Source organism: Aequorivita aurantiaca, from assembly GCF_030410135.1.
Taxonomy (GTDB): Bacteria; Bacteroidota; Bacteroidia; order Flavobacteriales; family Flavobacteriaceae; genus Aequorivita; species Aequorivita aurantiaca.
The window spans coordinates 56,162-70,677 of the sequence record NZ_JAUGQQ010000005.1 but is presented as its reverse complement, the minus strand read 5'-3'; the positions used below and the strand labels follow the sequence as shown (position 1 = coordinate 70,677).

Here is a 14,516-nt window from a genome sequence, read left to right as displayed (position 1 = left end):
CCAAATCATAATAATGAAAAAACTTATACTTGGAGCCTTTTTATTCGTGGGCGCCATATCTTTTTCGCAAGAGAATGGCTACTTTTTTGGTGGTCTCGAATCCAACTCGCAATGGCTTATGCCCGACGAAAAAATTGGTTTTGACGCCCCAGAGGACCGTTTCAGATCCAATAATTATGTACAGTTCAATTATTCATTGGGAAAATTCACTGCCGGCGTTCAATATGAATCGTACCTTCCGACCGCACTTTTAGGATATTCACCAACTTGGGATGGGCAAAATGGAATTGGCACATATTATTTAAATTTTAAAAATGAATCGCTGGATATTACAGGGGGTTATTTTTATGAGCAATTCGGCAGCGGCCTAATCCTCCGATCCTGGGAAGATCGCCAATTGGGGATAAATAACGCGATGAAAGGGCTTCGTGTTAAATTCACCCCTATTGAAAATTTAGGCTTAACAGGAGTGTATGGCCAAATCAGAAATGGATTTGATGTTTCAGAAGGCGTTATGCAGGGGCTTGATGCTAATGCCAATCTCAGCGGCCTTTTGAATATTGATGCGGTTGACTTGAAATTGGGCGCAAGTTATGTTGGCCGTTACCAGTCAAATGGGGCAAATGATTCTATTCCCGCGAATATTAATGCCTTTGGAGGTAGATTGGATTTTGTAGCAAATAATTTTTACGGAGGCGTTGAGGCAATCACCAAAGATCCGGACGTAATTATAAATGAAGGCGAAGTAGAATCACCTCAATTATTTGACGGTACCGCACTACAAGTAAACTTAGGATATGCACAAAAAGGATTGGGAATCAACTCAACATTTCGCCGACTTGAAAATTTCAGTTTTTACGCCGACCGTTACGCCGAAGGAAATCTTTATAATGAACAAATTGTAAACTACGTTCCAGCTCTTACCAAGCAGCACGACTATTTACTTTCCAATATATATGTATATAATGCCCAACCGCGTTTGCTTTTTAGCGATACGGAACAAAGAGCCGGAGAGGTGGGTGGCCAAGTTGATGTTTACTACTCATTTGACAGGGAATCATTTTTCGGAAAAGTGGGTACCAAACTAGCAGGTAACCTTTCCTATTGGGCCGGTTTAGAAACTACCTTTAATTTTGAAGACCAAACATACGATCCCAAATTTATAGGCGACGGCCCTCGATATTTTCGCGATTTAAACATTGAAGTTAAAAACCGTTGGTCGTCAAAATGGAGCTCCATTGCTACTTATCAAGATGTAATTATAGACAAAGGAATTACCGACGGGGGTCCATTGGGCACGCAAGGCGATATTCGGGCGCAGATTGCGGTAATTGAAGGCATACGCAAATTTGAAGGTGGTAAAGCCTTACGTATGGAATTGCAACACCTTTGGATTGATAAAAGCCGAAAGAATGTAGACAGAAAAAATTGGGTGGCGGGAGTACTTGAATATAATTTTAGCCCTGCTTTTACATTATACGTCGCTGATGCTTGGAATTATGAGGGAGAAGGGGAAATTCACTACTACAATTTTGGAGGTAGTTATACCAAAGGGCCGGCTCGTTTTGCCGTAAACTATGGACGTCAAAGAGGAGGATTAATATGTGTGGGAGGAGTTTGCCGATTTGTACCGGAAAACACCGGTCTTACAGCCAATCTTGTGGTAACATTCTAAAAAAGAAATATTCATTAAATGAAAAATGCCCCGAATAATTTCGGGGCATTTTTATGAAATATAATTAGTATAGTTTTACTGAACAATAATTTTAGTTGTTTGCGTAGCGCCCTTTTCATTGTTGAATTTCACAATATAGGTTTGTGCACTTAGATCAGACATATTAACTGTTTGCACTCCCGCTTCAAAACGTGCCTGTTTAACAACACCGCCTTGTAAGTTATAAACCAACATACTTACAGGTTCCTTTACATTCAAAACCATTTCATTCGAAATAAGAGTGGATTGAATAGTTAAGTTCACTTTACTATTTTCATTTACCCCAATTAATCCAGGGTTGTAACGATAGGTAAAGGTTAATGGAGTTCCTATTTCAGTAACACCATCCGCTTCATATTGGTGGAAGGCACAGGTATATTCAATAATATCTACACCATTACCTCCATCACCGTTTAAGAAGTGGTTACCTTCACCCGTAGTTTCACCTACAGCAATTGTAAATACTTCGGGAGCAGTTGGTATGGTAGCTCCAGGTGTAAAACCTATATAGCACTGATTTGCATAACAAATTTCCAACATAGAACCATCTGTATTAACGGCACCTATGTATTCGATACGTGTATGAATCTCCTCTGAAGGATTGTCATTTGTTACAAAAAATTCATAATTAGCAGATGTTCCGTATCCAAATTCTGTAAATTCCAATATGTCCCCATTCTTAAGTTCAACACCATTTATATCCCTCACGGTATACTGCGCATTAGCGATGGACACCGAGCCCAAAATTGTTAGAAAAAGTAATTTAAGTTTCATTTTTTGTAGATTTTTAAAGTTAAGTAATTGTCTGTTATTTATAAGATTTAAACAAAAGTAAACATAAAATAAAAAAAATAACTTCTTTACACTTTCAATTTCAGTTATTTAACATTTGGCAATAAAAATGTATTTTTCTTTACTTCATTAGGGATTTAAGTTTGTTTGGTTGGCAATATCTGCTTATTTTAACATTAATACTTTCAGATTATTACGGAATTCAGGTTGAACTTAATTCATATTAAAGTAAATTTGTTATTATAGTCAATTTTTTTCAAACTCTAAATTTATAAAAATGAATAGAAAACTACCTCTCAGTTTGGTTGTTGCATTTTTCGCTTGTGCCACTTATGCGCAAACAATTGTATCAACCTCCCCCCAGGACCAAAATGTAGTTCTGGAAGAATTTACGGGCATTCATTGTGTTTTTTGTCCGCAAGGTCACGTTATTGCAAGTGCCATTCAAAATGCCAATCCAGATAGAGTATCCTTGATCAATATTCATCAAGGCGGCTTCTCTACTCCCGGACCAGGAGAGCCGGATTTCAGAACACCGTATGGAAATGCAATAGTTGCTCAATCCTACTCAGGATCGGGATTTGGTTATCCATCGGGAACGGTGAACCGTCATGTTTTCCCCGGACGCTCAATGGCTAGTGGCGGAGGGACCGCTATGGGGCGAAATTATTGGACAATTTCCGCTACCGAAACCCTTGCAAAACCTTCCCCCGTAAATGTGGCAGTGGAAGCAGAAATTGATGTTCAGACAAATGTTTTAACCATCCACGTTGAGGCTTATTACACAAGCAGCAGTTCGCAAGGCACCAATATGTTGAACGTGGCTCTGTTACAAAACAACACCAAAGGTCCACAAACCGGCGGCAATTTATGCGATCAATATGTACATATGCACCGTTTGGTGGAAATGGTAACTGGCCAATGGGGAGAAGAAATAACCACAACTACCTCTGGAACTTTTGTGGACAGGACATATACATATCCAATACCTGCCAACTATAACAACGTTCCGGTTGAACTTGCCGACCTTGAAGTTGTTGCCTTTATGACCGAAACCCACCAAGAAATTTATTCGGGTAATCGTACTTATCCAACCTTCACCAATTTCACACATTCGAATGATGCCAATGTTAGATATTTAGTCGAAATTGAAGACCCTTGCGCAAACTATCTTAGCCCTGAGGTGAATATTCAAAATTTAGGGCAAAATACAATTACTTCCTTAGCCATTGAATATTCAATTAATGGTGGTTCTCCAACAACTTATAATTGGAATGGAAATCTTACATCTATGAATTACGAAACCATTACTTTACCAGGGGTTCGCTTTGATATTCAGGCAAATAATACACTTACGGTCACAACGGCGAATGATGATGACAATTCCAACAATTCCGCCAGTGCCACTTTTGACAAAGCATATGATGCAACCACAACTGTAAACATGGTATTGCAGACCGATCAATATGGAAGTGAATGCCGATGGAACGTGACCGATTTTGATGGAAACATAATTTATAGTGGCGGGCCTTATGGAAATAATCAAACTATCAACGAAACATTTACGCTGCCTTCCAACTGCTATACTTTTAATATAAATGATACCTATGGTGACGGAGGCGGACCGGTTACCTTGACAGATACAGATCCAAACAATACTGTAATTTTTCAAACCAATGGAGCATTCGGATGTGGCGATTCTGTGAAATTCTCCACTGATGGTTTTGTATTGGGCGTGGAACAAGCACAGCTAGAAGAAGTGGTACTTTATCCAAATCCTGCAAGGACAATTTTAAATGTCATTAACGCTGAAAATGCGAATTTACAAGTGTTTGACATCGTTGGAAAAATGATTCTTTCCCAGAATAATATTGGTTTAAATGCCGAAATAAATGTAACTCAATTGCAATCTGGAACATATTTCATGAAAATTTCTAAGGATAATCTTGTAACCACAAGACGCTTCATTATTTCAAATTAAACCTATCAATCAGATATAAAAAGAACCCCGACCAATCGGGGTTTTTTTGGCTCAACACAAAACGTCGAAAATAAATTTTCATTCAAAATTGATTAAATTGGCAAATCCAATTTCAATAATTTTTACCGTTGAAAGTCCTAGAAACTTAACCAATGATTTTCGAATATGCCTGCGAAATTTAACATTCGAAATCTTAAAAACTGACTATGAAGTTGTTATATTCTAGCATAAAAAACTACATTTGTAACTAATCTTATTTATTTATACCACTCTTAATCCAAAAGTTATGTTTAAAAAACTACCCCTCAGCTTGGTTGCAGCATTACTTGCATTTGCTACCTATGGGCAAACAATAGTTTCAACCTCCCCACAAGACCAAAATGTAGTCCTTGAGGAATTTACAGGAATCCACTGTCAATATTGTCCAGATGGCCATGCAATTGCAAAAGCTATCCAAGATGCCAATCCCGATAGAGTATCACTCATAAATATCCATCAAGGAGGTTATGCCGTTCCAAGCGGTAATGAACCAGATTTTAGAACTCCTTATGGAAACGCAATTGTTGGCCAGTCTTATTCCGGAAGTGGTTTTGGTTATCCATCGGGAACTGTGAATAGACACGTGTTTCCAGGTCGTTCCATGGCCAGCGGCGGCGGTACCGCAATGTCTAGAAGCTATTGGAGCGTTTCTTCTAATGAAACAATGGCAATAGGCTCTGTAGTAAATGTTGGCGTTGAAGCCTCTATTGATGTAAATACCAGCGTACTAACAGTTCATGTGGAGGCTTATTACACAGGCAATAGCCCTCAATCCACAAATTTATTAAATGTAGCCCTATTGCAGAATAATACTAAAGGTCCTCAAACTGGCGGTGGTCAAGGAAATAATTACGTCCATATGCACCGTTTGGTTGAAATGATTACCGGCCAATGGGGTGAGGTAATCAATACTACCACGGCAGGAACTTTTGTGGATCGCACCTATACCTATACAATCCCTGCAGCTTATAATAACGTGCCCACTGAACTTGCCGATATGGAAGTAGTAGCATACATTGCCAATACACATCAAGAAATCCCGAGTGGCAACAGAGCGTATCCATCATATACAGGACTTACACACGCTAACGACGCGAATATAAGATCCATTACTGAAGTTCCAGCAACGTGCAAAACCAATTTAGCGCCGGAAATTAATGTTCAAAATTTGGGTCAAAACCCAATAACTTCCATGGCAATTGAATATGTTATCAACGGAGATTCAAATATCTACAATTGGACCGGTAATATTCTATCGCTTCACAGTGAAACAATCGAACTTCCCGAGGCGCCTTTTGCATTACAAGAAAACAATACATTGGAAATAATTTTACCAAGTGATGACAATAATTCCAACAATAGTGCAACAGTAACATTTGATAGAGCGCCAGCCGGAACAAAGAATGTTACTATGGAACTGCATATTGATAACTTCGGTGCACAGACTAGATGGTATGTTTATAATTCCAACGGAACCACTCTTTACAATGGTGGTCCCTATCCGAATAACAATCCACAAGTTATAATCGAAAACTTTGATTTACCATTGGATTGTTACGAGTTCAGAGTATTGGATACTTCCAGCAATGGTGGTGGCGAAATAACACTTACCGATAATCAGGGAACAGTGCTTTACCACACCAACGGTAACTACGGCAACGGTGAAAGATCTCCATTCTCAAGTAATGGGCAGTTGGGCGTAAACCAAAATCAACTCGAAAATATCAGCGTTTATCCCAATCCAGCATCGTCAACAATTAATGTGAAAAATGCTGAAAACGCAAGTATTCAAGTGTATGACTTACTTGGCAAATTGATCCTTTCACAGAATAATATTGCAATGGACGCACAAATAAATGTTTCCCAACTTCAGTCTGGAACATATTTTATGAAAATTTCAAAAGACAATCTAGTTACAACCAAAAGATTTGTAATTAATCAATAAACCATAATTTTGCATTATTGTAAAACCCCGGCTCGTTCGGGGTTTTTATTTTTTATTTACCCAGTTCATTAAAATTCAATTATGAAGTACAACATTTCTGAGGAAAAAATAGTTTTTGACGACCATTACAAAATTGTAAAAGCTAAAATAACGTATGACACATTCCGCGGAAAAAAGATCACCGCCAACAGACTCGCCTTTGAAAGAGGGGATTCAGTGGCTGTTTTGCTGTTAGAAAAAGAATCCCAAAGCGTACTTCTTACCCAACAGTTTCGTTATCCAGGTTGTAAGGCCCACAACCCATGGTTGTGCGAAATTCCCGCGGGTTCCATCGATAAGAATGAGAGTCCAGAAAATTGTGCCGAACGAGAAGTGATGGAAGAGTTAGGGTATAAAATAAACCAGCCAAAACTCATAAATACCTTCTACAGTTCCCCGGGAGCATCCACAGAGCGTATTTTCCTGTTTTACTCAGAAATTTCAGAAAAGGATAAAGTAGGGATAGGTGGAGGAAACGCCGGTGAAAAAGAAGATATTCGATTATTGAAAATTCCAGTTTCGGAAATACCTTCCGAAATCCTGAAAATTAAGGACGCAAAAACAATTGTTGCGCTTCAATGGTATTTGATACAGCAAAAAAAATGATTTCCTTGAATGAAATTTAATCGAAGTTGGAAAATCAACCTTTGAATTTTAATGGTAAATACACTACACTCTTCGTTTCAAAAAATGCTTCTTCAAAATAATCCTTTAGCGGAAAAATAGTTGCATTCTTATATACTTTCAATTCTTCCGCAAGGTTCCCACCCTTCAAATATAGAATTCCATTTTTTCGTTCGTGCTCGCTTTTTTTGGCAATCTTGCCATCCACCCAATGTACAAATGTTTCCATTTGGGCCACGGCGCGGCTAACAATAAAGTCATAATTGCCCGAAACATTTTCCACTCGGGCATTTGTTGCTTTAACGTTCTGAAGCTTCAATCCCTCCACGACTTCCTCCACGACCTTAATTTTTTTTCCGATACTGTCCACAAGATGAAATTGAACATCTGGGTACAAAATGGCCAATGGAATTCCGGGAAAACCCCCGCCCGTTCCAACATCCAAAATTTTTGAGCCTGCAAGAAACGGCTGGATTTTTGAAATTCCGAGGGAATGCAAAACGTGCCGCAAATAAAGTTCATCGATATCCTTTCGCGAAACCACATTTATTTTTAGATTCCAGTCTTCGTAGAGTTCCTGCAACTTTTCAAATTGATTTTTTTGATTGTCAGTAAGTTGCGTAAAATATTTGGATATCAGTTCCATAATCACATTTAGGAGGCAAAAGTATGATATCTTTGCGAAAATTATGATTTTGAAATCTCTGATTTCGATAAAAGATATTTATTTTTGTCAATCATACAGTACAAATCCTCAGTTAAACAATCCATTTTGACATACAAAAGTTTAAATTTCTCCCGTGTTGACAGTGCCAAATTTTTTAGAACGCTAAACACACGTGTTAACGAATATTTCAAGGAAAACAATATTGCCCGTACCGGCAATTGGAAACTTCATCTGAAAACAGTAATTATGTTTTCAATCTATCTTACTCCCTATTTTTTATTATTGACACTTGATTTTCCCGGATGGGTGCAATTGCTTTGCACAATTGTTATGGGCGTTGGCATGGCCGGTGTGGGCATGAATGTGATGCACGATGCGAACCACGGCTCGTATTCTTCCAAAAAATGGGTGAATAAAATTATGGGCGGCAGTATGTATATTCTTGCCGGAAATGTTTATAATTGGCAAGTGCAGCACAATGTTCTGCACCACACATATACCAATATTCACGGCCATGATGAAGACTTGGAAGCGGGAAGAATTCTTCGTTTTTCACAACATTCCAAATGGCACAGATTCCATAAATTCCAACATTGGTATAGCGTTTTTCTCTATGGGCTCTTAACCTTCAATTGGGTTCTGACCACTGATTTCTTTCAAACAAAAAGATATTTGGCGCGTAAACTTTCCTATGGAAAACTACCCAAACCTATTGCACAATGGAGTATTTTGGTAATCACTAAATTGATTTATTTATCACTTTGGATTGTGATTCCCCTTCTTTTTTTCAATATCGTTTGGTGGAAAATCCTATTGGGTTTTTTCATTATGCACTATGTTGCCGGATTGATTTTAAGCATAGTTTTTCAACTTGCACATGTGGTGGAAGATACCGCAATAATGCTGCCGGATGAAAGTGGAACCATGAAAAACACTTGGGCAATACATCAACTTTTCACAACGATGAATTTTTCAACCAACAATAGAATTGTGAACTGGTACACGGGCGGCCTTAACCATCAAGTGGAACATCATATTTTCCCAAACATCAGCCACATTCACTATAAGAATATTTCAAAAATTCTAAAAAGCACTGCCAAAGAATTTAATTTACCTTACAAAGAATATAAAACTACGCGCCAGGCAATTGTCGCACATTTCCGGCACCTTAAGGAAATGGGCCTAAAACCTACCGTTATTGCTTAAACATTATGGACCACAGACTTTCAAAACGCGTGAACGAGATGGCTACCTCGGCCACGTTGGCAATGGCAGCCAAGACAAGAGAATTAAAGGAACAGGGAGTTGACATAATTGGCCTGAGCCTTGGTGAACCGGATTTTCCAATCCCAGATTATGTGAAACAAGCCGCCATTGTTGCCATTGAAGAAAACTACCACGCCTACACACCTGTTGATGGTTATGGCGATTTAAAAAAGGCCATTATCACAAAATTCAAGAGAGACAATAATTTGGAGTACAAACCTTCGCAAATTGTCGTTTCCACTGGTGCCAAACAATCCTTGGCCAATTTAATGATGGTTCTTTTAGATGAGGGTGATGAAGTTTTATTGCCAGCCCCCTACTGGGTTAGTTATGCCGACCAAAGTAAAGTTGCGGGCGGCGTTCCAAAGGAAATTCCCACCTCCATTGAAACCGATTTTAAGGTTACTCCACAGGCACTTGAGGCAGCAATAACTCCCAAAACCAAGATGATTGTATACAGCTCCCCGTGCAACCCAAGTGGTTCAGTGTATAGCCGTGCGGAACTCAGGAAATTGGCAGATGTACTGGTAAAATATCCGGAAATTATTGTGATAAGTGACGAAATTTACGAACATATCAACTTCACCGGAAACCATGCGTCAATGGCCGAGTTTGATGATATGTATGACCGCACTGTAGTGGTTAACGGAGTGTCCAAAGCTTTTTCAATGACTGGTTGGCGCATTGGCTATATTGGCGGCCCAGAATGGATAGCGCGGGCATGCGACAAAATGCAAGGCCAAGTGACCAGCGGAGCAAACTGTATTGCGCAAAGAGCCACCATTACTGCTTTAGAAAATCCTCCGAGCAAGATAAAATTTATGGTTGATGCTTTTAAGGAAAGAAGAAGTTTGATTTTGAAACTTCTTTCTGAAATCGAAGGCTTCAAAACAAATAATCCTGAAGGCGCATTTTATGTGTTCCCGGATATTTCCTATTTCTTCGGAAAAACATTGCGCGGGAAAAACATCAATACCGCTTCCGATTTCTCTTTATATCTCTTGGAAGAAGCAAAAGTGGCCACCGTTACTGGAGAAGCATTTGGCGATGCAAACTGCATCCGGTTGTCCTACGCAGCTTCCGAAAAAGAAATTACGGAGGCAATGCACAGAATCAAGGAAGCTCTGAAATAATAATATCACAACCATTGAAATGGGAATTGGTTAAATTGATCCGTGCTTCATTCCAATCGTTATTTTATCTGTATTTTAGGCCCTTATATTTTTTAATCCAAAACAAAACCTTGAACAATGAAAACTAAAATTACATTAATTCTATTTTTCTTCGCACTTGTATTTCAAGTACAGGCACAGGAAAAAACCAAAGCAACTTACGTAGGCACTATTGGCTCCATGGTGCATGTTCCTTCAATTGCCTCGCAAACAAATCTAGCGCCAGCTCGTGTAAAGGAACAGGTTATGCAAGATGGAAGAGCTTCCAAAAACCTCATTATCCCGGGCAAAGATCCTCAGGTTGAAGATGACTATTTCGTAAGAAATCCCAATAAAATGGAACAAGTATTAAGCGGAAGAGCGCCAACATTGGTGTTTGATGCAGCCAGTTCCAATTCACAACCCACAGATCCATCCATTGGCGTAGGGCCAAACCATGCCGTGGTGGTGTTCAACACAGGATTCCGGATTTTTGATAAAAGCGGAAATGCACTTACTGGCCAGATCAGCCCCAACCCAACCATTTTTCCAAACGGCGGCTGTTGCGATCTTACCATATCCTATGATAACGCTGCAGATAGATTCGTGATGACGTTTTTAGGAAATGGTGCCCAGATTGCAATTTCTGACGGTCCAGACCCTGTGAATGATGGATGGTACGTTTATACCATTCCCCAAATAAATGATTACCAAAAACTTTCCGTTTGGAGCGATGGTTACTATATGACTGATAATACCTCAGCTTCCAATAAAATTTATGCAATGGAGCGTACCAAAATGCTCGCAGGTGATCCAACCGCTCAAATTATTGGCTTTCCGCTTCCCGGAATTATAACTAGCGGTTTTTACAGCCCACAGGCGCTGAACGTAAGCAATAGCAACTTGCCTGCCGCAGGAGGTTTGCCAATTGTATATTTACAGGATGACGCATGGTCTGGTGTTGCTCAGGATCATATAAAATTATGGACGGTTGATGTAAACTGGGCAAGTCCAGGAAGTTCTACAATTTCTGCCCCGAACGAATTGACCACCACGCCGTTCATTTCCGTTTTTGATGGTGGAAGTTTTTCAAACCTTTCACAACCCGGAGGTGGTGCAGATATAGATGCTCTTCAGGCTACCATAATGAACCAGGCCCAGTTTAGAAAATTTGGCAGCCACAACTCCGCAGTTTTCAACTTTGTGGTTGATACCGATGCCTCTGGTGGTGAGCTTGCCGGTGTTCGTTGGTTTGAACTTCGCCAAGCGGCTGATGGACAACCATGGTCAATTCATCAAGAAGGCACCTATACGGCGCCCGATGGAAAACACGCGTGGCATGCCAGTATGATGATGGATTTGCAAGGAAACATTGGAATGGGCTACACTTCTATGGCAGGACCAACCACACCAGATCCTACCTCAAAGCGTGTTAGTTCTTATTACACCGGCCGTTACGCAAATGATCCTTTAAACACCATGACAATTGCTGAAGAATTAATTGCTCCCGGAAATGCAAATATACCAGGGCTTCGTTATGGCGATTATAGCAAAATTGATGTGGATCCATCTAACGATAAACAATTTTGGTTCATAAATGAATACATGAATAGTGGAAGAAAAGATGTGGTTGGCGTTTTCCAAATAGCTCCAAACTTTAATAATGACGTTGGTGTTGTGAGCATTGATTCCCCGGTTACAGGCACTCTTTCAAACAGTGAAACGGTTACCGTAACTATTTTCAATTACGGACAAAACAGTGCCTCAAACTTCCCGGTAACGTTCCAAGTGGATGGGGGCGCAGTGGTTTCGGAAACCTTTACGGGAACGATTGCCTCTGCCGCTACGGCTCAATATACCTTTACGGCTACCGCAAATATGGGTACCGTGGGCCAAACTTATTCTATCACTTCTGAAACAAATCTGGCGGGCGATGAAGACACAACAAATGATGCCCGCACCAAGACCGTAACCTATCTACAGCCAAATGATCTTGGCATTACTGCAATTACGGCTCCTGTTTCTGGAACCGATTTAACAGCTACAGAGGATATTGTGGTTACCATCAATAACTTTGGAGGGGAACCAAAATCCAATTTTGAGGTTTCTTATGATTTGGACGGTACTGTAGTGACTGAAACTGTTTCAGGTCCTTTGGCCGGAAATTCATCTATGTCCTACACCTTTGCCCAAACTGCCGATTTCTCGGCGCTTGGAAGTTATAATTTATCTGCATACACTAGTTTGCCCGGTGATAGTGATCCTTCCAATGATGCTACCTCTGTTGTAATCATTAAACAAAACTGTCAGCCCGTTGGCGATTGTTCTTTCGGTGATGGATTTAGACTTTTTAGTGTAACCGACATAAACAATCCATCGGGTTGTGAAGGCTATGCAGATTTTACAAATCTTGTTGCGGGAATGATGCCAGACTCCACCAATGAACTTACGATAACCACCGGTTACGGAAGCCAGTTTGTTCGCGTTTGGATTGATTTTAATGACGATTTCGTTTTCACAAATGATGAAATCGTGGTGAACAATATTGAAATTGCTCCCGGCCAAGGAAGTGGAACGTACACAATTACAACTGATTTGGTTATACCCGCAGGTGCTGCATTCGGTCAACATTTAATGCGTGCAAAAACCAACTGGAACGGTCCCGTTCCGGATGATGCCTGTGAGGAAACAAATTTTGGTGAAACCGAGGACTATTCCGCACAAATTGGTACCGTGGGTGTCGGTGAAAATATTTTTGACGAAAATGGTTTGACTATATTATCACTCGACAACAATAATTTCGACGTTAGCTTAAAAACGGTAAACTATTCCGAAGCAATGAATCTATCCGTTTACAATACACTCGGACAAAGATTGTTGTTCAGAAAATTGGAAAACAACGGCAATGGCTACAATTATAAACTGGATTTAAGCTATGTAGCCAAAGGAGTATATTTAGTTCGTGTTGGCAATAAAAAAGATGGAAGAGTTAAACGAGTAATCGTTAAATAACTTTGTAAATTCATCAACAGAAAAACCCAAAGCACAAATCCTGCTTTGGGTTTTTTCATGACAACCATTGCTGTATTTTTACAAAAAACAAAAGATGGCCACTATTTTATTATTGGGAAGCGGAGAATTGGGAAAAGAATTCACCATAGCCGCCAAGAGAATTGGACAAACCGTAATTGCCGTGGACAGCTACCCAAATGCACCGGCCGCTCAACTTGCAGATTTTGCCGAAACAATAAATATGTTGGACGGCAACGCATTGGACGCATTGGTTGAAAAATACAAACCAGATTATATAGTGCCCGAAATTGAAGCCATCCGCACAGAACGCTTTTACGAATATGAAAAACAAGGCTACACGGTAATTCCTTCGGCCAAGGCTGCAAATTTCACCATGAACCGAAAGGCAATACGGGATTTAGCCGCAAAGGAATTAGGTTTGAAAACGGCTGATTATCGCTACGCCACTTCAGTTGAAAGTTTATCGCGGGCAGTTTCAGAAATAGGAATGCCCTGTGTGGTAAAACCTTTAATGTCTTCCAGCGGAAAAGGCCAAAGCACAATAAAATCGGAAGCTGATATTGAAAAAGCTTGGGTTTATTCACAAGAAGGATCCCGTGGAGACGTTTCCGAAGTTATCGTAGAAACTTTCGTAGATTTTAATTACGAAATAACACTCCTCACCGTTACCCAACGTTCGGGAATCACTCTTTTTTGCCCGCCCATTGGCCACCGGCAAGAACGGGGCGATTATATGGAAAGTTGGCAACCCGCAACTATGGAAAATTCAATATTAAAAGAAGCGCAACAAATGGCCGCAAAAGTTACCGAGGCTTTAACGGGTTGCGGCGTTTGGGGCGTTGAGTTTTTTGTGGGTGAGAATGGCGTATACTTTTCGGAGCTTTCTCCGCGGCCGCACGACACGGGTATGGTAACGCTTGCAAATACTCAAAATTTCAATGAATTTGAATTGCATCTTCGAGCTGTTTTAGGCTTTCCCATCTCTGAAATCACGCAGGAGCGAATTGGTGCCAGCGCCGTAATTCTCGCTACTGAAAATTCTGAAAAACCTATTTATGAAGGCATCGAAAAAATAGCAGCATCCCCGAAAACTGATTTTAGAATTTTCGGCAAACCTACATCACGCCCTTTTAGAAGGATGGGTTTAGTGTTAACCTACGATAATCTGGAAGGAAACATTGTTGAAGTAACGGAAAAGGCAAAAACTTTGGCGAGTGACGTAAAGATCATTTCCGGTTAGTAATTACTTTTTGGCGTAATAAATG

At 40.0% G+C, this 14,516-nt stretch carries 10 protein-coding genes; 8 read left to right on the top strand and 2 right to left on the bottom strand.

From position 1 onward, the window contains the following. Positions 1–13 precede the first annotated feature (13 nt). Positions 14–1,675 carry a DUF6029 family protein gene (locus QRD02_RS09110; protein ID WP_290254632.1) on the top strand — a complete coding sequence of 554 codons (1,662 nt, stop codon included), beginning with the start codon at positions 14–16 and terminating at the stop codon, positions 1,673–1,675. 75 nt (positions 1,676–1,750) lie between these two features. On the opposite strand, the gene QRD02_RS09105 is transcribed toward QRD02_RS09110, so the two are convergent. Next, positions 1,751–2,488 carry a T9SS type A sorting domain-containing protein gene (locus QRD02_RS09105; RefSeq protein ID WP_290254631.1) on the bottom strand — a complete coding sequence of 246 codons (738 nt, stop codon included), beginning with the start codon at positions 2,486–2,488 and terminating at the stop codon, positions 1,751–1,753. Between the two features lie 295 nt (positions 2,489–2,783). Here QRD02_RS09105 and QRD02_RS09100 point away from each other — a divergent pair, with 295 nt between their 5' ends. The 3 genes from QRD02_RS09100 to QRD02_RS09090 all read left to right on the top strand — a co-directional run bounded on the left by QRD02_RS09100 (position 2,784) and on the right by QRD02_RS09090 (position 7,116). Then, complete coding sequence (locus tag QRD02_RS09100; protein ID WP_290254630.1) at positions 2,784–4,487, top strand: T9SS type A sorting domain-containing protein; 1,704 nt, start codon at positions 2,784–2,786, stop codon at positions 4,485–4,487. Between the two features lie 286 nt (positions 4,488–4,773). Then, positions 4,774–6,471, top strand: coding sequence for a T9SS type A sorting domain-containing protein (locus tag QRD02_RS09095; RefSeq protein ID WP_290254629.1), 1,698 nt, complete (start codon positions 4,774–4,776; stop codon positions 6,469–6,471). A gap of 81 nt (positions 6,472–6,552) precedes the next feature. Beyond that, positions 6,553–7,116, top strand: coding sequence for an NUDIX domain-containing protein (locus QRD02_RS09090; RefSeq protein ID WP_290254628.1), 564 nt, complete (start codon positions 6,553–6,555; stop codon positions 7,114–7,116). Between the two features lie 34 nt (positions 7,117–7,150). Here the strand turns inward: QRD02_RS09090 and rsmG are convergent, their stop codons facing one another. Then, positions 7,151–7,780 carry a 16S rRNA (guanine(527)-N(7))-methyltransferase RsmG gene (gene rsmG, locus QRD02_RS09085; protein ID WP_290254627.1) on the bottom strand — a complete coding sequence of 210 codons (630 nt, stop codon included), beginning with the start codon at positions 7,778–7,780 and terminating at the stop codon, positions 7,151–7,153. A 126-nt stretch (positions 7,781–7,906) separates the two neighbouring features. Here rsmG and QRD02_RS09080 point away from each other — a divergent pair, with 126 nt between their 5' ends. The 4 genes from QRD02_RS09080 (at position 7,907) to purT (ending at position 14,491) form a co-directional block, all read left to right on the top strand. Next, positions 7,907–9,007, top strand: coding sequence for a fatty acid desaturase family protein (locus QRD02_RS09080; protein WP_290254626.1), 1,101 nt, complete (start codon positions 7,907–7,909; stop codon positions 9,005–9,007). 5 nt (positions 9,008–9,012) lie between these two features. Further along, positions 9,013–10,200 (top strand): pyridoxal phosphate-dependent aminotransferase, encoded by a 1,188-nt coding sequence (locus tag QRD02_RS09075; RefSeq protein WP_290254625.1) that lies wholly within the window; start codon positions 9,013–9,015, stop codon positions 10,198–10,200. 117 nt (positions 10,201–10,317) lie between these two features. Continuing rightward, complete coding sequence (locus tag QRD02_RS09070) at positions 10,318–13,230, top strand: GEVED domain-containing protein (protein WP_290254624.1); 2,913 nt, start codon at positions 10,318–10,320, stop codon at positions 13,228–13,230. Between the two features lie 94 nt (positions 13,231–13,324). Then, on the top strand, positions 13,325–14,491 hold the full coding sequence (gene purT, locus QRD02_RS09065) for a formate-dependent phosphoribosylglycinamide formyltransferase (RefSeq protein ID WP_290254623.1): 1,167 nt from the start codon (positions 13,325–13,327) through the stop codon (positions 14,489–14,491). Positions 14,492–14,516: the final 25 nt, after the last annotated feature.

Excerpts from the sequence above, each read along its gene's own strand:
- QRD02_RS09090 (WP_290254628.1), top strand. The coding sequence starts at position 6,553 with ATGAAGTACAACATTTCTGAGGAAAAAATAGTTTTTGACGACCATTAC.
- QRD02_RS09105 (WP_290254631.1), bottom strand. The coding sequence starts at position 2,488 with ATGAAACTTAAATTACTTTTTCTAACAATTTTGGGCTCGGTGTCCATC.
- rsmG (WP_290254627.1), bottom strand. The coding sequence starts at position 7,780 with ATGGAACTGATATCCAAATATTTTACGCAACTTACTGACAATCAAAAA.
- QRD02_RS09075 (WP_290254625.1), top strand. The coding sequence starts at position 9,013 with ATGGACCACAGACTTTCAAAACGCGTGAACGAGATGGCTACCTCGGCC.
- purT (WP_290254623.1), top strand. The coding sequence starts at position 13,325 with ATGGCCACTATTTTATTATTGGGAAGCGGAGAATTGGGAAAAGAATTC.
- QRD02_RS09110 (WP_290254632.1), top strand. The coding sequence starts at position 14 with ATGAAAAAACTTATACTTGGAGCCTTTTTATTCGTGGGCGCCATATCT.
- QRD02_RS09100 (WP_290254630.1), top strand. The coding sequence starts at position 2,784 with ATGAATAGAAAACTACCTCTCAGTTTGGTTGTTGCATTTTTCGCTTGT.
- QRD02_RS09095 (WP_290254629.1), top strand. The coding sequence starts at position 4,774 with ATGTTTAAAAAACTACCCCTCAGCTTGGTTGCAGCATTACTTGCATTT.
- QRD02_RS09070 (WP_290254624.1), top strand. The coding sequence starts at position 10,318 with ATGAAAACTAAAATTACATTAATTCTATTTTTCTTCGCACTTGTATTT.